The organism is Streptomyces sp. ATCC 21386 (genome assembly GCF_018728545.1).
Taxonomy (GTDB): domain Bacteria; phylum Actinomycetota; class Actinomycetes; order Streptomycetales; family Streptomycetaceae; genus Streptomyces.
In genome coordinates, this window is record NZ_JAAVVL010000001.1 from 3,141,212 (window position 1) to 3,161,684 (window position 20,473).

At 72.7% G+C, this 20,473-nt stretch carries 15 protein-coding genes and 1 pseudogene; 11 read left to right on the forward strand and 5 right to left on the reverse strand.

Going from position 1 to position 20,473, the window contains the following annotated elements; translation table 11 throughout:
- Nucleotides 1-19: 19 nt before the first annotated feature.
- A complete protein-coding gene (locus tag GWK25_RS13720) occupies nt 20-1,687 on the reverse strand; it encodes a class I adenylate-forming enzyme family protein (protein WP_215450365.1) in 1,668 nt (555 codons plus the stop codon).
- The gene (locus GWK25_RS13725; RefSeq protein ID WP_215450367.1) at nt 1,684-3,423 is read right to left on the reverse strand and encodes a CoA transferase; all 1,740 of its coding nucleotides are present in this window, start codon (nt 3,421-3,423) and stop codon (nt 1,684-1,686) included. Before GWK25_RS13725 ends, GWK25_RS13720 begins: the two co-directional genes overlap by 4 nt.
- Nucleotides 3,424-3,548: 125 nt before the next feature.
- On the opposite strand from GWK25_RS13725, the gene GWK25_RS13730 reads away from it, so the two are divergent.
- Nucleotides 3,549-4,721 carry an acyl-CoA dehydrogenase family protein gene (locus tag GWK25_RS13730; RefSeq protein WP_215450369.1) on the forward strand — a complete coding sequence of 391 codons (1,173 nt, stop codon included), beginning with the start codon at nt 3,549-3,551 and terminating at the stop codon, nt 4,719-4,721.
- An 84-nt stretch (nt 4,722-4,805) separates the two neighbouring features.
- On the opposite strand, the gene GWK25_RS13735 is transcribed toward GWK25_RS13730, so the two are convergent.
- Nucleotides 4,806-5,834: a glycoside hydrolase family 88 protein gene (locus GWK25_RS13735; RefSeq protein WP_251828854.1), complete on the reverse strand. Its 1,029-nt coding sequence runs from the start codon at nt 5,832-5,834 to the stop codon at nt 4,806-4,808.
- Nucleotides 5,831-6,973 carry an MFS transporter gene (locus tag GWK25_RS13740; protein WP_251829769.1) on the reverse strand — a complete coding sequence of 381 codons (1,143 nt, stop codon included), beginning with the start codon at nt 6,971-6,973 and terminating at the stop codon, nt 5,831-5,833. The genes GWK25_RS13735 and GWK25_RS13740 overlap by 4 nt, the downstream gene beginning before the upstream one ends.
- Nucleotides 6,974-7,232: 259 nt before the next feature.
- Here GWK25_RS13740 and GWK25_RS13745 point away from each other — a divergent pair, with 259 nt between their 5' ends.
- The gene (locus GWK25_RS13745; protein ID WP_215450370.1) at nt 7,233-7,976 is read left to right on the forward strand and encodes a hypothetical protein; all 744 of its coding nucleotides are present in this window, start codon (nt 7,233-7,235) and stop codon (nt 7,974-7,976) included.
- A gap of 186 nt (nt 7,977-8,162) precedes the next feature.
- A pseudogene (locus GWK25_RS13750) lies at nt 8,163-8,772 on the forward strand (sigma-70 family RNA polymerase sigma factor).
- A 208-nt stretch (nt 8,773-8,980) separates the two neighbouring features.
- On the opposite strand, the gene GWK25_RS44745 reads toward GWK25_RS13750, so the two are convergent.
- On the reverse strand, nt 8,981-9,340 hold the full coding sequence (locus GWK25_RS44745) for a hypothetical protein (RefSeq protein WP_215450371.1): 360 nt from the start codon (nt 9,338-9,340) through the stop codon (nt 8,981-8,983).
- A 181-nt stretch (nt 9,341-9,521) separates the two neighbouring features.
- On the opposite strand from GWK25_RS44745, the gene GWK25_RS13760 reads away from it, so the two are divergent.
- The 8 genes from GWK25_RS13760 to GWK25_RS13795 all read left to right on the forward strand — a co-directional run bounded on the left by GWK25_RS13760 (nt 9,522) and on the right by GWK25_RS13795 (nt 20,426).
- Complete coding sequence (locus tag GWK25_RS13760; RefSeq protein ID WP_215450372.1) at nt 9,522-11,258, forward strand: ABC transporter ATP-binding protein; 1,737 nt, start codon at nt 9,522-9,524, stop codon at nt 11,256-11,258.
- Nucleotides 11,255-13,063 carry an ABC transporter ATP-binding protein gene (locus GWK25_RS13765; protein ID WP_215450373.1) on the forward strand — a complete coding sequence of 603 codons (1,809 nt, stop codon included), beginning with the start codon at nt 11,255-11,257 and terminating at the stop codon, nt 13,061-13,063. The genes GWK25_RS13760 and GWK25_RS13765 overlap by 4 nt, the downstream gene beginning before the upstream one ends.
- The gene (locus GWK25_RS13770; protein ID WP_215450374.1) at nt 13,060-13,239 is read left to right on the forward strand and encodes a hypothetical protein; all 180 of its coding nucleotides are present in this window, start codon (nt 13,060-13,062) and stop codon (nt 13,237-13,239) included. The genes GWK25_RS13765 and GWK25_RS13770 overlap by 4 nt, the downstream gene beginning before the upstream one ends.
- On the forward strand, nt 13,236-13,973 hold the full coding sequence (locus GWK25_RS13775) for a class I SAM-dependent methyltransferase (protein WP_215450375.1): 738 nt from the start codon (nt 13,236-13,238) through the stop codon (nt 13,971-13,973). The genes GWK25_RS13770 and GWK25_RS13775 overlap by 4 nt, the downstream gene beginning before the upstream one ends.
- Before the next feature lie 61 nt (nt 13,974-14,034).
- Nucleotides 14,035-15,633, forward strand: coding sequence for an ABC transporter substrate-binding protein (locus GWK25_RS13780; RefSeq protein WP_215450381.1), 1,599 nt, complete (start codon nt 14,035-14,037; stop codon nt 15,631-15,633).
- Nucleotides 15,630-16,628 carry an ABC transporter permease gene (locus GWK25_RS13785; protein ID WP_215450383.1) on the forward strand — a complete coding sequence of 333 codons (999 nt, stop codon included), beginning with the start codon at nt 15,630-15,632 and terminating at the stop codon, nt 16,626-16,628. Before GWK25_RS13780 ends, GWK25_RS13785 begins: the two co-directional genes overlap by 4 nt.
- Nucleotides 16,625-18,631 carry a dipeptide/oligopeptide/nickel ABC transporter permease/ATP-binding protein gene (locus tag GWK25_RS13790; RefSeq protein WP_215450385.1) on the forward strand — a complete coding sequence of 669 codons (2,007 nt, stop codon included), beginning with the start codon at nt 16,625-16,627 and terminating at the stop codon, nt 18,629-18,631. Before GWK25_RS13785 ends, GWK25_RS13790 begins: the two co-directional genes overlap by 4 nt.
- Nucleotides 18,624-20,426, forward strand: coding sequence for an oligopeptide/dipeptide ABC transporter ATP-binding protein (locus GWK25_RS13795; protein WP_215450387.1), 1,803 nt, complete (start codon nt 18,624-18,626; stop codon nt 20,424-20,426). Before GWK25_RS13790 ends, GWK25_RS13795 begins: the two co-directional genes overlap by 8 nt.
- The last annotated feature ends 47 nt before the right edge of the window (nt 20,427-20,473 follow it).

A 20,473-nucleotide genomic window follows, 5' to 3' on the forward strand; every position in this document is an offset into this window, starting at 1 on the left:
GGCCCACAGGCCGTACGGGTCAGACGGCCTGGGCGAGTGACTCCGGCGCCTGTGCGGAGCACCGCTCACGCAGGAGGGCCCGGTCCGGCTTGCCTGCCGGAGTCAGCGGCAACTCCGTGACGATCAGCAGGTGCTCGGGGTGTTTGCGGCGCTCCAGACCGCGCGCGTCCAGATGTGCGGACAGGTCTTCCCGCGTGGGTGCGTCGCCCCGTGGGACGACGCAGGCCGCGAGCCGTTCGCCCATCAGCGGATCCGGCACGCCGACGCACACCACGTCCCGTACGAGTGGGTGCGTGGCGAGTTCGATCTCCACCTCGGCCGGGCTGATGTTGGCCCCGCCCCGGATGACGACGTCCTTCAGGCGGCCGACGATCCGCAGGTTGCCGTCCTCCTCGATGAGGCCGAGGTCGCCGGTGCGCACCCAGCCGTCGGCGGTGCGGTAGCGGGCGTCGAGGTCGGGGGCGGCGACGTAGCACAGCGGGGTCATGGGGCCGCGGGCGACGATCTCGCCGACGGAACCCTTCGGCGCCTCGGTGAACTCCGGTGCGTCGGGGACGGCGATGCGTATGTCGGCGACGCGCGGGTCCGGGTGTCCGGCGAGGATGCCCGGTCCTTCCCCGCGCAGGGGTTCGTCGCCCAGCCCGGTGTGGCAGTTGACGCCGTCGGCCGAGCCGTAGAGGTTCACGACCGGGCAGCCGAAGACCCGGCGGGCTTCGTCGGCGGTGGCCTCGTCGAGTGGTGAGCCGCCGACGATGACGGCCGTGGGCGGGCTGAACGCCGGGTGGTGTCCCTCCGCGATCCGGTCCAGCATCATCCGGATCATGGTCGGCACCCCCAGGACGTGGGTGGGCTCGTGTTCGGCGAGCGCGTCCAGGGCCGCCTCGGGGGTGAAGTGGTCGAGCAGGACGAGCGTTCCGCCGTGCCGGGCGAGGGTGACGGCGGTGCCGTTGCTGCCGAACGCGGAGGCCAGCGGTACGAGGAAGAGGCAGCGCGGCGGCCGGTCGTCGGGGATGAGGGAGGCGAGGAAGTTGCCGCGGCCGCCGGCCAGCGCGTTGTGGGAGTACGCCACCATCTTCGGCTCGGCCTCGGAGCCGGAGGAGACGAGGATGCGGGCGGCGGAGTCGGGGTCGGGGCGGGCCGCGGTGAAGGACTTCGGGTCGGTGCGCAGCAGCGCGGAGAAGGCGACGGCGTCGTCCGGGGCCGTACCGGGCCCGGCGGCGATCACGGTGTGCAGCGCGGGCAGCTCAACGGTCAGGGCGAGCAGGTCGGCGGCGTGGCGGCTGTCGCGGTGTTCGGTGGCGGCGATGACGGCGACCGCCTCCGCTCTGCGCAGCAGCGAGGCCGCCTCCCGCCCGCCCCGGCCGACCGGGAAGGGCAGGGCGACGGCGCCGAGGGCGGCCAGCGCGAGGTCGGCGATGACGGCGTTGCGGCCGTTGGGGAGTTGTATGCCGACCACGTCACCGGCGCGTATGCCGAGCGCGGACAGCCCGGCGGCCAGACATCGCACCTTGCGGTCGAGGGCGGTGTAACAGAGTTTCCCTTTGGCGTCGAGGACCGCGGTGCGGTGCAGGTCGGCGATCTGTCGGGCGCGGAAGAGGCTGTACAGGTCCAGGTCGGGGCAGGTGCCGTCGACGGCCCAGGCGCGGCGCAGTTCGGCGGGCAGCAGGTCGTGCAGGTCCACGGTCATGCGAAGCTCCAAGGGTTCGGGACGGCGGGGGCGCCGTGCGCATCGCGGCTGATCGAGCCGGAGGAGAGGAGATCGGCGAGGTCGGTGACGACCGGGACGGCGGGCAGGCCGCGGTCGTGCAGCCGTTCCAGCGCTTGAGCTGTCGACAGGTCGCTCACGTCGTACGGGATCGCGGCGTGGTCGGGCAGGGCGATCCAGCCGTCGGCGGTGCGCAGGGGGCGGCGGAACCCGGCCGGCCGGCGCGGGTCGAGCCCTTGCGCGGCCCGGGCCTGGGCGGGCGCGGTCAGCACGTCGGCGGCGCCGAGCAGGGACGAGTCCACGCGCACGCCGGCTCCGGTGCGTTCGCGCAGCAGCAGGCCCGCCAGGGCAGCCTCGGCGCCGAGCAGTCCGCCCAGCACGTCGAGCAGGGTCATCAGGGACGGCGCGGGCGCCTCGTCGGCGGGCCGTACCGCCTCGCCCACGCCGGTGCGGGCCTGGACCATGAAGTCGGTGCCCATGGGGGTGTCGGGCAGCCGGTCCGCCCAGCCGCTGGTGTACGCGTAGACGAGCGCGGGGTTGGCGACGGCGAGGTGCTCGTGGTCGAGGCCGAGCTGGGCGGCCTTGCCCGGTGCCCAGTTGTGCAGGAACACATCGGCGTCGGCGGCCATCTCACGCAACCGCTCCCGGTCGGACGGGGACTTGATGTCCACCTCGACGGCCTTCTTGCCCCGGTTCAGCGCGAGCCACCGCGCCGAGATGCCCGAACAGGCCGGCGGCATACCGCGCAACGGGTCGCCGCCCGGCGGCTCGATCCGGACCACCTCCGCCCCCAGCAGGCCGAGGACGTGGGCGGCGAGCGGGGCCTGGATACGGCGACCGGCCTCCAGGACGGTGAATCCGGCCAGCGGCCCGCCTTCGGGGGCGCCGCGCGGGACGTACGTGGCGTCGTGCGGGGCCAGCCCCCAGGGCGCCGCCCCGTCGTACTCGGCCGCCCGCCCGGCCAGCGACCCCAACGGGCACACATCGGCGCCCGATGAGCCCGCTGCCTGCCGGATCCGCTCCCAAGAGCTCGCCCGCACCACCTCGTGCAACACGTGAGGGAAGGGCGCGCAGGCGGTGGCGTACCGGAACTGGAAGGGCCGCCACCCCCGGCGTATCGCCTCTTCGGGAGCCTCGAGGGCGCGCCAGAACGCCGCCCACACGCCCGGGTCGAGCGTCTCCAACTCGAAGACCGTTCCGTCGGCGGAGATGAACGGCGGTCCGCCCGGGGCGAGTTCGGCGGCCTCGCCCTCCTCGGCTCCAGCGGCGGCCAGGTACTGGGAGACCGTGAGCAGACCGGCCCGTTCGGCGCTCACTTCGACCTGCGTGATGTGCTCGGCCCCGCGCGCCCGGGCCAGTAGCCCGGCCAACAAGCCCTGCACGGCGAGAACGCCGGTGGCGGTGGCGGCGTAGTCGACGGCGAGGCCGCGGGGGGTGCCGTCGCGGCGTCCGTGCACCGCCATGATGCCGGTGGCCGCCTGCACGGTGGCCTCATCGGTCGCGGTCTCGCCCCAGACGGTGCCGGCGCAGACCTCGCCGACCTCGCGCCCGGTCACGGTGAACCGGCCTTCCGAAGTGCCGTCAGGCCGGGCGCCGAGCAGCCTCAGATGCTCCGCGACCAGAGCGTCCGCAGCACCCGGTGGGCCTGAACCTTCGAAGCGGAGCCCGTCGAGCGGTCCGGCCGTCCGCGCGATGGCCGGTGTGGCTGGAGTTGCCATGCCTCTCCTTTCCTGACGCACGGGAACCCGGAGGCGATCGCCCCCGACCAGTTCCACGAAAGATGCAGTCGGCCGGCCGGGGTCGGGGGTTCCCGCCACTCCAGGGAAAAGTGAGGAAGATCCGCATGGAGGACATCACCGGAGCGCCCCAATGCCCGGCGGACACAGCAGAGTTGAGAGATCACGTCGCGGCGTTCGTACGCGACCGGGTGGTGCCCCACGAGCCGGTACTGGACGCCGGCGGACCGGAGGCAGCCGCCGTGCTGCGGGGACTGCAGGCGGAGGCCAAGGCCGAAGGGCTGTGGGCGCTGCCGCTTCCCTCGGAACTCGGCGGTCAGGGGCTGCCCCTGCGCTCGTACGCCCATGTCGCCGAAGCCGAGGGAGCCAGCGACCACGGACCGGCCGCCCTCGGCTCCGCCCCCCTGCTCGACACGCTGATGCTGTGGCGGCACGGAAGCCCCGGCGTCCGTGACCGGTACGCCGAGCGGCTGGTGGCCGGGGAGATACGGGCCTGCTACGCGATGACCGAGCCGGAGACGCCGGGTACGGATCCCTTCCTCACCGCCACCCGCGCCGAGCCGGGGGAGCACGGCACCTGGCGGCTCAGCGGGCGGAAATGGTTCACCAGCGGGGCGGCGGACGCCGACCTGGTCACGGTGCTCGCCCGCACCGATGGCGAACCGGCGGGCCGAGAGGGCCTGTCGTTGCTCCTCGTGCCCACCGGCTCACCCGGCTTCCGCGTGGTGCGCGAGCTGCCGGTGTTCGGGGCGAGCGGCCAGTGGGAGATCGCCCTGGACGAGGTCGTGGTCGACGGCGATCACCTGATCGGCGCGCGCGGCAAGGCCCTGGCTGTCGCGGGCGAACGGCTCCAACTGGGCCGCACCCTGCGCTGCCTGCGCTGGCTGGGGCAGGCACGCCGGGCCTTCGACCTGATGCGAGAGCGCGCGGTGACCCGTACCCGCTCCCGAGGCCCCCTCGGTGACCTCCAACTCGTCCAGCGCCACGTCTTCGAGTCGCTGCTCGCCCTGCGCACGACCCGTCCGCTGGTGTACGAAGCGGTGGCCCGCCTCGACGCGGGGCTCGACGCACATGTGGAAGTGGGACTGGCCAAGGTGGCCGCCGCGCGCGCCTTGCAGCAGGTGGCCGACGCGGCGATCCAGGTGTACGGGGCCGCGGGTCTTGGCCCGGACACCGCGCTGCCCGCCCTGTTCCGCACCGGCAGAGCGGCCCGGATCCTCGACGGCCCGGACGAACTGCACATCACGGCGGTCGCACGCCGGGTCCTGCGGTCCACCTGATAGCCCATCAGGAACGGCCCCCGCCAAGGCGGCTGGCGCCGGACGCCGCTCCTTGACGGGCGAACGTTGCCTGCCGGAGTCCTACTAGGCGTCGTGAGGGTCGACGAAGCCCGCGAGTGCGGCGAGCGCGTACGCGAGGAAGAAGTCACCCCAGACCAGCTCGTGTCGCGTCGCGATCCCCGAGGCGAGGTCGTAGCAGCCGTTCAGGAGGCGGCCGTCCGCCGTGACATGGGTGCTGACGAGTTCGTCGAGCAGTGTGACGGCCTGGTCGCGGTGGCCGAGCTTGAGCAGGGCCACCGCGGTGATGGCGGCGGCGGAGGTGTCGAGAGGGCCATCGGGGTGTGCCGCGTCGGCCGGCGGTACAGCCGGCTCCTTGAGCAGGCGGCCTACGGCTTCCGCGAGGTCGTCGGTCTCGAGACGGTGAGCGGCGTCGGCGACAGCCAGCAGCAGCCAGGCGCGGCCTCGGCTCCAGCCGCGCGGTGGATCGTCGCAGGGAGCCCAGCCGACAGGCCGCTCGTACCGCCAGGACCAGCACAAGGGGCCCTCGCCCGCGCAGAGTTCAAGGTGGCGGTGGAGATGAGAGCTTGCCACCCGGGGGTCCACCGAGGCCAGCAGCGGGACCATGCCGGGCACGCCGTCCACGCGTGCCAGGAGCCGGGGCCCGCCGAACGCCGAGCCCCAGGGAACCAAACCGAGTTCGGCGTCGTACGCGTCCCGGCAGGCTTGGGCCGCCCGCGCGCGCAGAGCGGCGGCCTCTGGCGTGTCGGCGAGCGCCGTGCCGTACCAGAAGATCAGTCCGCGCGTGGCGGTGTCGGCGTCCACCCAGTCAGTGAGCCGGCCGGTGAACCGCATGGCGGCCTCGCGGTCGGTCTCCTGCCCCGTGCGCCGGGCGCGCAGCCACAACAGTCCTGCCCAGAAGCCGCCAGTCCACGAGCCCCGCCCGGTCGTCGTCCACCGGCCGTCGCCGGGGTTCGCGAAGAGCGGGAAGCGGTCGGCTACTTCGGTCAGGGTGACAGCCACCCGGCCGAGGACGGACTCCAACGCGGGGCCGACCCACTCCGGTACGCCGGGGGTTGAGTCGACCGGGCCCTTGGCCGTAGGCGCCGTACTCATCGCCGTACGACCGATCGCCGCTCTCGCACCGCCCAGACCAGCGCCACCACGCCCGCGCCCACGAATTCACCGGCGACCAGCAGCCACCCCGTCCCGTAGTGCCCGGCAGCGGCCAGCAGACCGAACAGCGGCGGACCGATCGCGAAGCCGGCGAAGAAGCCGGCCGAGACCAGGGCCGAGTCCTGGCCTGCCTGTCCGGGCGCCGCCCGCTGCATCACCAGCACCATGGAGACCGCATTCGCGGAGACGGCGAAGACGCCCACGGCGACAGCCGCGACCCAGGCCAGCGGATGTACGTACGCCGAGGCCGCGAGCAGCAGCGCCGCCCCCACCGCTCCGGCCGCCAGCCCGCCAGGAAGCCACAGCGCGCGCCCCGGCCGACCGGCGACCTTGGACCAGCCCACCCGCCCGGCGATCCCCGCGACGCCCAGCACCGCCACCAGCGCGGCAGCCACCGTCGGGCCGAGGTCGAGCCGGCGCACGCCGTACAGGGCAAGGTAGGTGTTCACGGAGGCGATGCCGCAGCCCAGCAGCAGCGAGAAGACGGCCAGCCAGGCGATGGTGCCGCGGGGGATCCATGAGGCGGGGGCGTACTTCGGCGGTGGATCGGCGGGCAGCGTACGCGCCGCCCAGACCGCGGCCACCACGGCCGTCCCGGCAGCCGCCCACACCGCGCCCCGCCAGCCGACGACCCCGGCCAGCGCGGCCAGCGGCAACCCGGCGGAGAACGCGCCCACCTGCACGCCCGACTGCTTCATCCCGGTCACCGCACCGCGGCGCTCGGCGGGAATTGCTGCCAGGATCGTCTTGTTCGTGGCGGGGTTCGCCAGCGCCTGCGGCAGTCCGCCCAGCGCGACCGCCGCCAGCAGGAACCCCGCCCCCGGTGCCGAGCCGATGAGTGCCAGGGCCACTGCCGACACCAGCAGCAGCGCGACGAGGCAGCGACGCGGGCCCAGACGGTCCACCACACGCCCGCCGGCCGGTGAGAGCACGGCGGCCGCCCCGAAACCCACCGTCGTGGTCAGCCCCAGCACGGTGGGCGACACATCCAGGTCGTCCACCAACCGTGGTCCGAGGGCGCCGAGCAGGAACAGCTGCATCATCGAGAAGGCCATGGCGCACGTCAGCAGCGCGGTCATGGCCGTGGTCGCCCGCGCCGGGTCAACTTCTGCCGCGGTCCGGATCTCACTCTGCTCCGCCGCCACCGGCGCCCCTCCTCAACCCCCGCTCCACCCCGGCGGTCCTTCCCGGGTCCTCGGCAGGAGTCGGCACGAACGGCCTTTGAGTTCCCGTCCGTTGCTGTGGCGTGGATCACGATGACTGGATTGAGTCGGACACCCGGGGCATGTCCGTACCCTCTCGTGACGCGTGAGACCCGGACTGCGAGGATGAGGCCCCATGACCGTTGGGTGGTGTTCTCGCATGCTCAGGGCCGCTGTGTTCGCGGCCGTCTGCGTGCTGCTCGCCTCCCTGGGTCACGTCATGATGTCGGGGACCGCGGTGCCCTGGTGGGCCATGGTCGCGGCGGCGGTGGCGACCGGCAGCACAGCCTGGTGGCTGGCCGGCCGGGAGCGCGAGCCGCTCATGGTCAGCTCCGTCGTGGTCGCCACCCAGGCCGTACTCCACTCGTCGTTCTCGCTCGCCCAGGCAGTAGTACACCCGCAGACAACCGGCGGCAGGTCGCTCGTCCAGCAGTGGCTGGGTTACCTGCTGTGCGGTTCGCCGTCGGGTCCGGGCACGGAGCACGTCGCCATGTCGACGTCCATGAGCTCGATGGGCTCCATGGACCATGCGATGGGCGCCATGCACTCCATGGGGTCGATGGACCACATGGGGACCGCGCACTCCCTGGATCACGGCATGGGCGGCATGTCCTCGACCGGCATGCTCGCGGCCCACCTTCTCGCCGCGTTGCTGTGCGGCGTGTGGCTCGCCCATGGCGAGCGCGCCGCGTTCCGCATCCTGCGGGCTTTCGCCGGCTGGCTCGTCGCTCCGCTGCGCCTGATCCTCCGGCTGCCCGCACCGCCGCACCGGCCACGTGTCCGCGCCCTCAGGGGCCGTTCGCATCGCAAGCCGCGGCGACTTCTCCTCGCCCACGCGATCACTTCTCGGGGTCCGCCCTTGGGGATCGCTGTCGCCTGACGACAGCCGGCTTCCCGGGGCCGCACAGGGGGACGACGAGCCGTCGGCTCCCCGCCTCGGGCATCGGTCGCGCGCACACGCGCGCCCGACCGCTCCCCTTTCACCGGTTCCGCCGTCCCGCTCGCGTCTCCGCGCGCGCCGACCCGGACACCGCTCCCCTGGATTCCCGAGAAGGAGAGACACCAGGTGCTCACTCCTGTCCTGTCCGCACCGCGCGAAGACGCGAAAGAAGCGTCGAGAGACGCGTCGATCACGGCCTGGGCGCTGGCCGCCCGCAGCGGCGATCCCGACGCCGTCGACCTCTTCGTCCGCGCCCTGCACCGAGATGTCCGCCGGTACGTGACCTTCCTCGGTGCCGACCCCCAGAGCGCCGACGACCTGACCCAGGACACGTTCCTGCGAGCCCTGGGCAGCCTGCACCGGTTCGAAGGCCGTTCCTCGGCCCGCACCTGGCTGCTGTCCATCGCCCGCCGCGCGGTGATCGACAGCATCCGCTACAGCTCCTCCCGTCCCCGTCTGTCGGACACCGACGACTGGCAGTCGGCCGCCGAACGCGCCCAGCCGCGCGACCTGCCCGGCTTCGACGACCCTCGCCGAGCTGCTGGACGCGCTGCCGGACGACCGCCGCGAGGCATTCGTCCTCACCCAGCTGGTCGGGCTTCCGTACGCGGAGGCGGCCAGTGTCAGCGCCTGCCCGGTGGGCACGGTGCGCTCCCGGGTCGCCCGCGCCCGCACCTCGCTGATCCAGTGGCTGGACGAGGCCGAGCGCTGCACCCAGGTGGCCGCCGCGGCCTGACAGTCCGCGTACCTGTGCCGCCGCCCGGTTCGTCCTCCGGGCGGCGGCAACCTGAACCGGCCCCCCGCCGAGGCCACAACCGCCAGAAACAGATCCTCCGTGGCAGCGGCGCAGGGCGGCTGCGGGCGTGTTTCCACCCGGCACCCGCAACCAGCGGCTCTGCCCTGCCACACCGTGACCAGGACGCCGAGCGCACAGGCGCCACGCATCAATCGGAGCGCCGCCGCGCACCCTTCAACTGCTCGGCCATATCCGCGAACATCTTGCACCCCGAGACCGGTTCGGTGACCTCCTGCAGCACCTCCCGATCTACGAACGGGTTCAGCGAGAACCGCAGTTCGGGCTCCCGACTGCGGTCGGCGTCGAGTCGACCATCGTCGACGCCACGGGCGAAATCCCGAGCGTCCTCCGGCCCGGTGGGGTGACGCGCGAGGGCCTCGAAGCGGTGCTGGGACGCCTTGTCGGGGACGCGGCCTCGCAACCCGTCTCGAGCGGCGAACCGGCTGAAGTCGGGGGCGTCGAGGGCCTGGCGGTCGGTGAGGAAGGGGTCCGGTAGCCGGATCGTCATCACCTGCCTGCTAAGGCGGTTGAATTAGGTTATTTAAAATGACAACCATTTAACTTAATGTCTTCGAAGTCTTGACGGCGCCACGCGCGCTGGACTACTTATTGCCAAGAGGTTGCAATAAGCCTCCGTCCGGGGCAGAGCGTCCCACGATGCCAGCCCGCCCGGGCGGAGAGGATCCTCCTTGCGATCGGCTGTCGGCCTCTTCCTGTCCTTCTCGCGACGCGCCCGGATCGAGGTCGCCGGGCTGGTCGTCCTGATCCTGCTCGTCACCGCCACCTACATCGGTCAAGGGCTGCTGATCGCGAGGCTGTTGGCGAACGTGCTCGGCGGCGCCTCCGTGGGCGAGCTGGCGGGTCCGGTGGTCGGGATCGTGGCGCTGCAGCTCGCCCGGATCGCCGTGATCGTGGTCCGCGACAGCTGGGCGCCCCGCGTCTCCGGCCGGGTGAAGGAGACGGTGCGGCAGCGGCTCACGGAGAAACTGATCGAGATCGGGCCGGGGCAGGCTCAGCAACTGCGCACCGGGGACCTGCAGTCCACCGTCGTCGACTCGGTGGAGCTGCTCGATCCCCTGATCGGCCGCTTCGTGCCGTCGGTGTACGCGTCCATGCTCGGAGCCGGCGCGGCATCGGCATGCATCATGGTGATCGATCCGCTGGTCGGTGTCATCGTGCTGGTGTGCGCCCTGCTGGCGCCGCTGTCCCAGCTGCTCGGCGCGCGGTGGATCAAGGATCGCGGTGACCGCTGGATGCGGTCCTACCGCGGCTTGTACGCCGAGAACCTCGACGCCGTGCAGGGCATGGCGACGCTCAAGGCGTTCAACGCCAGTGGGCGCCGCGGACGCGAACTGGCCGAACGGGCCGAGGCGTTCTGCGTGGACTCGATCCGGCTCATGTGGTCCTGGGCCGCCTCCTCCAGCGTCGCGCAGCTGCTGGTGCCGATCGGGACCACCGCGGCGGTCGCGCTCGGCGCCTGGCACGCGGCCAGTGGTTCGATCAGCGTGGCCGGGCTCTTCGTCATCCTCATGCTCACCCGGGAGACGTTCCGGCCGATGCACGACCTGGAGGCCGCCTACCACGCCGCGTACTCCGCGATCCCGGCCAGCGTCGGCGTCGCCGAGCTGCTGCGGCTCGAGCCGGACGTGACCGAGCCGGCCACGGCGGCCCCCGCGCTCACCGAGGACCCGCCGGGGCTGACGTTCTCGGACGTCTCCTTCACCTACCCGACGCGAAGCGCCCCGGCCCTGCGGAAGTTGAGCCTGACGGTGGCGCCGGGTGAGCGACTGGCGGTCGTCGGCCGTTCCGGCGCGGGCAAGAGCACGCTGATCGCGCTGCTGATGCGCTACTTCGACCCCGACGACGGTCTGATCCGGCTCGGCGGGCGGGACATCCGCGAACTGCCGCTGGAACAACTGCGCGCGCTCGTCGGCGTCGTGTCCCAGGACACGTACCTCTTCCACGGCACCGTCCGGGACAACCTGCTGCTGGCCAAGCCGGACGCGCGACCGGACGACCTGGACCGGGTGACGGCGGCGGCCCGTGCCGACAGGTTCATCCGCGCGCTGCCGCAGGGCTACGACACCGTGATCGGTGAACGCGGGCTGAAGCTGTCCGGCGGTGAACGGCAACGGCTGGCGATCGCACGGGCGTTGCTCAAGGACGCGCCGGTCCTGGTTCTCGACGAGCCGACGTCCAGTGTGGACGCCGCGAACGAGGCGGAGATAACCCAGGCACTGACCGAGCTGATGCGTGGCCGGACGAGCGTCGTCATCGCGCACCGGCTGTCCACGGTCCGCGACGCCGACCGCATCGTCGTGATGGACGGCGGCCTCGTGGTCGAGGCGGGCAGCCACGCCGACCTGCTCGGCTCGGCCGGTGCGTACGCCGAGCTCGTCGCCACTCAGACGGGAGCGACGCGATGACCGCTGTCACCCACGACCACGACCACGTGCACGACACCGGCGATGAGGATCACGCGCGGCCGCGGTCGTTGAGTGCCCGGCTGCGGGTGCTCATGCCGCTCCTCGGGGAGCACCGGAGGCTGATCGCCGTCGCCTATCTCGCGGGCGCGGTGCACCAGTTGCTCGCGCTCGCCTCGGCCGGGATCGGCGCCTACGTGGTCGCGCTCGCCGCGACCGGTACCCCGGCCGGGGAACTCACCGGGTGGATCGTGCTGTTGGCGGCGCTCATCGTGCCGCTCGCCTTCTTCAACGTGACCGACAGCGTGTCCGCCCACGTCGCCGCCTTCCGCGCCCTGGCCGACACTCGCGGCAAGGTGTACGCGGCCTTCGAGCGGCTCTCCCCCGGGTACATGCTCGAACGCCGGTCAGGCGACCTGGGATCGGCGGCGATCGCCGACGTCGAGCAGATCGAGCTGTTCTTCGCGCACACGCTGAGCCCGCTCGCGGTGGCCACCACGGTCCCGGTGGCGACGACGGTGGCGCTGGGCAGCTTCCACTGGTCACTGGCGGTGGCGTTGCTGCCGGTGCTGCTGGTGCTCGCGTCGGTGCCGGCCTGGTTGCGCCGCCGGGCCGAGGTGCACGGACGGGACCTGCGTGCGTCACTCGGCCGGATCGGCGCCGACAGCGCCGACACCTTCCAGGGCCTGCGCGAGCTGGTGAACTTCGGTGGCCGGGAGCAGCGGCTGGGGCTGCTGCGCCGGGAGGGCGCGCGGCTCGCGGCGGCGAAGGCGCGGCACGGACGGCGGTCCGGAATCGAGTACTCCGCGACAGACACCATCGCCCTCGTCGGCATCCTCGTGGTGCTGGTGCTCGGCGCCCGCCTGGTGGCCGAAGGCGAACTGGCCGCCACCGCCTTCCCCGTCGCCGTCGTACTGGCCGCGATGTCGATGATGCCCGTGCTCAAGGTGACCGAGGTCGCCCGGGAGCTGTCGGTGGTGGCCGCCGCCGCGGAACGCATCGTCACGTTGATCGAGGAGCCACCCCCGGTGACCGATCTGGTCGACGCCCCGCCCGCCGGCCCGGTCTCCCCGGTGGTGCGCTTCGACGGGGTCGGCTTCTCCTACCGCGACGACCTGCGGCCCGCCGTCGAAGACGTCTCCTTCGAGATCCGCCCCGGGGAGACCGTGGCGCTGGTCGGGCACTCCGGGGCCGGCAAGTCCACCTGCGCCAACCTGCTGCTGCGGTTCTGGGACGCGGCCGCCGGCTCCGTCACGATCGGCGGGCACGACGTGCGCGACTTCCCGGCCGAGGACCTGCGCCGACTGATGACCCTGGTGCCGCAGGACACGTTCCTGTTCAACACCTCCCTGCGGGAGAACATCCGGCTCGGCCGCGCGGACGCCACCGACGCGGAGGTCGAGGCGGCCGCACGGGCGGCCCAGGCGCACCAGTTCATCGCCGAGCTGCCCCACGGTTACGACACGGTGGCCGGGGAGCTCGGCGCCATGATGTCCGGCGGGCAGCGCCAGCGCATCGCGATCGCTCGCGCGCTGCTCAAGGACGCGCCGATCCTCGTCATGGACGAGGCGGTGTCCAACCTCGACGCCGCCAGCGAACAAGCCGTCACCGAGGCGATGAACAGCGCCAGACAGGGACGCACCACACTGGTCATCGCGCACCGGCTGTCCACCATCCGCACCGCTGACCGGATCGTCGTCCTGGACCGGGGCCGGGTCGCCGAAACCGGTACCCACGCCGAACTGGTCGCCGCCGGCGGTCGTTACGTCAACCTGCTCGCCTCTCAGCTCGACGAGGAGTCAGCGTGACCGCCGGCACCAGCCGTCCCGCGCGACCTCCGTCGGGCGGGACGTCGCCGGCATACCGGCCCGTCCTGCGGGACCGGACCCGCCCGCTGGACGTCGCCCGCATCAGGCACGAGATGCCGGCCGTCGGTGGCCTGGAGCAGCTCGCCGAGGAAGAGGAACTGGAGCAGCCGCAATGACCGATTCCGACGTGCAGGAACCCATCACGTCGTACTGGAGCGGCCACGGCCCCGACTACGACGCGCACCCGACGAGCCGGCTGCACATGGGCGAGGCCGCACAGCGCTGGCAGCAGGTATGGGCCTCGGCGCTGCCCCAGGCACCGGCCGACGTGCTCGACGTCGGCACCGGCACCGGCCAGGTCGCGGTGCACCTGTGGCAGCTGGGGCACCGGGTCACCGGAGTGGATCTCGCCGAGGGGATGCTGGACCTCGCCCGCGCCAAGGCCGCGGAGTTGGACGACCCGCCGCTCTTCCGCGCCGGGGACGCCGTGCGCCCGCCGTTGCCCGCCGCCTCGTTCGACGCCGTCACCGCGCGGTACCTGCTGTGGACGCTGCGCGAACCGGTGCGGGCGCTGCGGAACTGGCGCGAGCTGTTGCGGCCCGGCGGGCGTCTCGCCGTCGTCGACGGGCTGTGGTTCGCCAACGGGATCGACACCTCCCGGGACACGCCGGACAGGGCCGTGTTCCGCTCCGCCTACCAGCCCCACGTGGTGCGGGCGCTGACGCTCGCGGAGTCCGCGGATCCGCAGGACTTCGCCGCTGCGGTCCGCGACGCGGGCTTCGTCGACGTGCGGGTCCGTGACCTGCCGGAGATCCAGGCCGCGGAACTGGAGCTGTCCCGCGATCCCGCGGTCGGCCACCGGGTCGACCCCCGGATGCAGTTCCTCATCACCGCGCGGCGGGCGCCGTGAGGAATCCACGGCGCCTTGTCGTAAGTACGCCCGCCGACGCCCGCACCACTGGAGAACCCACTTGAGCCCTTCACTCCGCCGCCCGCGGGCCGGTCGGTTCCGGTCGCTGACGGCCGCTCTCACCGCGACCGCCGCCGTGTTCACCCTCACCGCCTGTCAGTCCGGCGATCCGCAGGCGGGCGCGCCGAAGGCGGGCGGGACCCTGCGCATCGGCTTGGCTTCGGAGTCCGGGGCACTGGACCCGCACACGTTCAGCGCCAACTTCCTCGTCCTCGACGGCGTTTTCGACGCGCTCGTCGGCTATGGCCCCAACGGGAAGCTGCGACCGGAGCTGGCCGAGTCCTGGACCGTGGCTCCGGACGGCAAGTCGGTCGAGTTCGACCTGCGCGACGGCGTGACCTTCCACGACGGGACCGCGTTCGACGCCAAGGCCGTCAAGTGGAACTTCGACCGCTGGGTCGGCCAGAAGGACTTCGCCTTCTTCCGCGCCTCCAAGGTGATCAACGGTGTCGAGGTGATCGACCCGGACACCGTCAAGCTGAAGCTCTCCGAGCCGTACGACCCCCTGTTGCAGGAACTGTCGATCGCCCGGCCGGTGCGCTTCCTCAGCCCTGCCTCGGTCGGCGCCGACGGGAAGTTCTCCGCACCAGTGGGCACCGGGCCGTGGAAGTTCGTCTCCAACTCGGCGACCGGTGCGGTCCTGCAACGAAACGACGCGTACTGGGGGAAGAAACCGCTGCTGGACCGCCTGGAGTTCAAGGTCATACCGGACTCCCAGTCGCGCCTGGCCGCGTTGCGCAACGGTGAGCTGGATGTCATCGGCGGCGCCTATCTGGCTCCGATCACCCCGGTCGAAGCGAAGTCGCTCAGCAAGGGCGGCGGCGGAGCGCGGCTTCTCACGGGCGAGCCCGACGTCACGGTCATGCTCGGCTTCAACCCGAAGGGCCCTGCCGGGGACAAGGCCGTCCGTGAGGCGGTGGGCAAGGCGCTCGACCGCAAGGCCCTCATCGAGGCGCTCTACCTCGGCTACGGCGAGCCGGCGTCGCGCTTCTTCCCGCCCGCCGTCCCCGACTCCGGCACCGACCAGACCTTCACCTTCGACAAGGCCGCCGCCGAGAAGGCGCTCGACGCCGCCGGCTACAAGCGCTCCGGCGACACCCGCAGCAAGGACGGCAAGCCGCTGCGCCTGCGGTTCCTGGTGTCCGCCAACGCCAACGGCATGCAGGACGCCCGCGGCAGCGCCGAAGCGGTGGCCGGGGCACTGAAGGAGGTCGGGATCGGCACCGACATCGTCTTCGTCGACGACACGGCCTACTACGAGGACAAAGCGGCCGGAAAGTGGGACATCGCGTTCTTCGAGACCTACGGCGCCCCCTACGACCCGTCGAGCACGGCGGTCGCCTTCCTCGCCGAGGGCGCCGAGTCACCGGTGTTCGCGACCGGCGCCTACGACCGGCTGGTCGACGCCGCGCTGTTCGCCCGCGACCCGAAGGACCGCAAGGCCAAGTACCAGGCCCTCTACGACGCGCTGTACGCCGACGCCGGCTATGTGCCGATCGCCTACCGCACGCGATTGTGGGCCGTGCGTGACACCGTGACCGGGTTCGCCATCCCGACCACCGAGTACGACCTCGAGCTCAACGGAGTCGGCCTGAGGTGAGTGTGTCCGCATCGACCGGTCCGGGGCGTGCGGTACGCGCGCCCCGGACCGGCGCCACCGTGGCGGGGTTCCTGCTGCGCCGCACGGCAGGTCTCGTGGTGGTCCTTCTCGCCTTGTCGGTGGTGACGTTCGCCCTGGCCCAGCTCGCCCCCGGCGACCCGGCCCGGGCCCGGGCCGTGGACCGGATCGGGCCTGCCGCCACCGCCGCGGACATCGAGGCGGTACGCGCCGAGCTCGGCCTGGACGGCCCGGTGGCCGAGCAGTACCTCCGGTTCCTCGGCAACGCGCTCACCGGAGATCTCGGCAAGTCGTACCGGACCGGGCAGCCGGTGACTGCCGAGCTGGCCGCCCGGGTGCCGGTCACCCTCGGGCTGGCCGCGCTCGGCGGTGGACTCGGTGTGGCCCTCGGGCTGGCCCTCGGCCTCGCATCGGCGCGCGCCCGCGGGCGGTTCGTACGGGGGGTGCTGCGTACGGTCGGTCTCACCGCCTCCGCGGTGCCACCCTTCTGGCTCGGCTACCTGCTCGTGCTCTACCTCGCGTTGACGCTCGGCCTGGTACCCACCGGCGGCATGGCCGGACCGAGCACGTGGCTCCTGCCCATGGTCGTCCTCGCCCTACCGCTGGCAGGGGTGCTCAGCCGGATAGTCGCGGTCACCGTGGCCGACGCGCTGGCCGCACCCCACATCCAGGCCGCCGTGGCGCGGGGTGCCTCGCCGCGCCGGATCCTGCTGCGTGAGGCGCTGCCGAACGCGGCCGGACCGGTCCTGACCGTGGCCGGGTTCACCGTCGCCGGGCTGCTCACCGGCACCGTCATCGTCGAGCAGATCTTCGGCTGGCCGGGGGTCGGAGACTACTTCGCCCAGGCCGTCGCCGCGCGGGACCTGCCTGCCCTGCAAGGCGGCGTCGCCTACTTCGGGTTCGCCATCGTGGCCGCCAACGCGGCCGCCGACGCGCTGCACGGCCTCATCGATCCGCGAGTCCGGAGCGTGCGGTGATCAGACGTCAGAGTGGGGCCGGCACGGCCCGGTCCCGTCGCCGCCGGCGCACGACGGTCGCGGCCGTACCCCTGGTCGGCTTCGTCCTGCTCGGCCTGAGCGCGCCCTGGTTGATGCCGTACGACCCCACCGCCAACGACCTGGCCGCCACGTTGCAGGCGCCCGGGGGAGAACACCTGCTCGGCACCGACCAGCTCGGTCGCGACCAGCTGTCGCGGCTTCTCCAGGCGGCCCGGATCTCCCTGACGGTCACGGCTGCCGTGCTGCTGCTCTCGATCGCCCTCGGCGTGGTCCTCGGTGTCACCGCCGGCTACGTGGGCCGCGCCTTCGACCGGCTGCTGGTCGGGCTGGCCGACGTCGCGATGGCCGCCCCCGGCCTGCTGGTCGCATTGGCCGTCATCGGTGTCCGAGGGCCGGGCACGGAGAACATCGTGCTGGCCCTCGCCCTCACCGGGTGGGCACCCTACGCGCGGATCGCTCGCGCCCAGGTCCGCGGCGCTCGCAGCGGGGTGCACCTGGACGCGCTGCGCGTGCTCGGTGCGCCCCGCCGCCGGATCGTCGGGCGGCACCTGCTCCCGGCCACGATCGGCCCCTGCCTCGTCTACGCCAGCACCGACATCGGGATCATCGTGCTGGCCGTGGCGTCGTTGAGCTTCCTCGGGCTGGGCGTCCCACCACCCGACGCGGAATGGGGGGCGATGCTCGTCGAGGCACGGCCTTTCCTGGACTCCGCGTGGTGGCTGGCCTATCCACCAGGGATCGCCATCACCGCGGTCGTGCTGGCGGCGAACCTGCTGGGTGAGAACCTCACGACCGGCGACCGGGCACGGCCGTCGGCGTTCTTCGTCGGGCGGCGGGTTCCGCGACGGCGGCCGAAGCCGGCCGGCTCATCCGCGAACGCTCCTGTTCCGGCCGGCCCGTCCGTGAAAGCCCCTGTCCCGGTCGGGCCCGCCGCGGACCGCGCGGAGTCCGCCCAGGAGAGTGCGGAGTCCGCCCAGGACAGCGCGGTCTTCGAAGTCCGGGCACTGAACGTCTCCTACGGCGATCGGCGGGTCGTGGCCGACGTGAGCCTTCGTCTGGCGGCCGGGGAGATCCTGGCGCTGGTGGGGGAGAGCGGGAGCGGCAAGTCGAGCTCGGCGCTGGGGCCGCTGGGCCTGCTCGGTCCATCGGCGCAGGTGAGCGGCTCGGCTCTGCTGCGCACCCCAGCCGGCACCCTCGACCTGATCGAGGCGCCTGAGCCGGCCCTGCGGCAGATCTACGGGCGGGAGGTCGGCGTCGTCTTCCAGGACAGCCTGGCCGCCCTGAACCCGCTGCGTACCGTCGGCGCATCGCTCGATCAGGCCATCCGGTTGTCCGGCTTCGCGACGGACCGGGCCGCGGTCCTGCTCCGGCGCGCCTCTCTGTTGGACGCCGTCGGGCTGCCCGACGCCGCGCCGCGCTATCCGCACGAACTCTCCGGAGGGATGCGCCAGCGGGTCCAACTCGCCATCGCGGTGGCCGGCGAGCCGCGGCTGCTCATCGCCGACGAACCCACCTCCGCCCTGGACGTCACGGTGCAGGCGGACATCCTCGACCTGCTGCGGCGCTACCGCGACCGGACCGGAGCCGCCGTCCTGCTGGTGACGCACGACCTCGGGGTCGTCGCCGAGATCGCCGACACCGTCGCCGTCGCCTACGCCGGCCGGATCATCGAGCACGGGCCGGCCCACCGGGTGCTCACCCGGCCGGACCACCCCTACACCCAGGGCCTGCTCGCCGCCGTGCCCGACCTCGCCGTCGCGCCCGGAACTCCCTTCGTGACCTTGCCCGGCGCGCCCGGCGCCGGACCGGACGACGTCGCGGGGTGCTCCTTCGGGCCGCGTTGCCGTCTCGTCCAACCCCGCTGCGCCGCCGAGGTGCCCGAACTGGACCCGGTGGGTGAGACCCACTGGTCTCGCTGTGTGCGCCACCCTTCGGCCGAGGTGGCCGTCCAACTCCGGCCCCGCGGAGGCGCCCGTGCTTGAGATCGACGCATTGACGGTCGGCTACCCCGGCCGGGGCGGACCGGGCGGGCCGGTGCTGACGGACGTGTCGTTGCGGGTCGATCGGGGCGAGATCCTCGCCCTGGTGGGGGAGTCCGGCTGCGGCAAGTCGACGCTGGCGCGGGCCGCGGTCGGCCTGCTCGAACCGGATCGCGGCGCGGTGCGGGTCGGCGGGGCGGACGTGCACCGGGCGCGGGGTCGGGCGGCGCGCGACGTGCGGCGCCGTTGTCAGATGGTCTTCCAGGACGCCGGGCTCTCGCTGAGCCCACGTCTGAGCGTCCACGAGGCGATCCGCGAACCGCTGCGGATCCACAGGGTCGGCAGCCGCGCCGAGCAGAAGGCCCGTGTCGAGTACCTCCTGCACACCGTCGGGCTGGGGCCGGAACTCGCTGACCGACGCCCGGGGGAACTGTCGGGTGGACAACGTCAGCGCGTCGCCATCGCGCGCGCCCTCGCTCTGGAACCGGACGTGCTGATCTGCGACGAGCCGGTCACGGCGCTCGACGTCTCCATCCAGGCCGGGGTGCTCAACCTGCTGTCCGAACTACGGGACCGGCTCGGCCTGGCGTGCCTGTTCATCGCCCACGACCTGGCCGTCGTGCAACGGCTGGCCGACCGCATAGCGGTCATGTACGGCGGGCGGGTCGTGGAAGAGGCCACCAGCGCGACGTTCGCCGTGGCACCGCTGCACCCGTACACCAGAAAACTGCTAGCCGCGGCACCGGCGCTGAACTCCCACCATCGTCGGCGAGCGGTCGAGGAGCCGGGGATCCGACCGCTGCCCTCGCCGGCCGCCCAGGACGGGTGCGGCTTCCGCGCCCGGTGCCCGGACCGTGTCGCGGCCTGCGAGAGCCGACCGCCCCTGATCCCGCTGGCCGCCCCGCAGCCCCGACCGGCCACCCAGGACGGCCACTACGTGGCCTGTCATCTTCCTGCCCCGGCCGGCGCATCGTCCGATCACCACGGAAACCCGGAGCAATCCATGACCGACACCGCCGAACACACCGACACCTGGACCGATCTGCTCACCCGCTGGGACCGGCAGCAGGACCTCTACATCGAACAACGCGAGCGCCGCTTCGACGTCATGTTCGACTTCCTCGGCGAACTCGCCCCAGGACCCGCCCCCACCGTGCTCGACCTCGCCTGCGGCCCCGGCTCGATCAGCGACCGGCTGCTGCGCCGTTATCCCGAGGCGCGTGCCGTCGCCGTCGATGTCGACCCGGTGCTCCTGACGATCGGGCAGGGCGCGTGCGGGGACCACGGCGGTCGGCTGCGCTGGGTCCGGACCGACCTGCGCACCCCCGACTGGGTCACCGCCCTCGACGAGGACGGCAGGCCAGGCACCTTCGACGCGGTCCTGTCCAGCACCGCCCTGCACTGGCTGAGCCCGCCGGAGCTGGTCGCGGTGTACCGCGCCGCCGCGACGCTGCTCAAGCCCGGTGGCGTGCTGATCAACGCCGACTACCTTCCGGCCGGCCCGCGCAACAAGCGGATCAGGGGGGCCAGCGCGGCCGTCAACGCCCGTCGGCAGTCCGCCGCGATCGCCCGTGGCGCCGAGGACTGGGAGACCTGGTGGAAGAGCGCGGAATCCGTGCCCGCCTTGGGTGAGGCCGTCGACATCCGACGCCAGATCTGGCCGCAGGGCAGAAAGGGCAAGTGGGCCACCGCAGGCATCGACTACCACGAGGCCGCGCTCCGCGAGGCGGGCTTCGCCGAGGTCGACGTCGTGTGGCAGGACCTCGAGGAGCGGGTGCTGATCGCGCTGATGCCGTGACGGCCGGGCTGTTCACCCCTGCTGTGGCGGAGAGTTGTGGCCGAGCA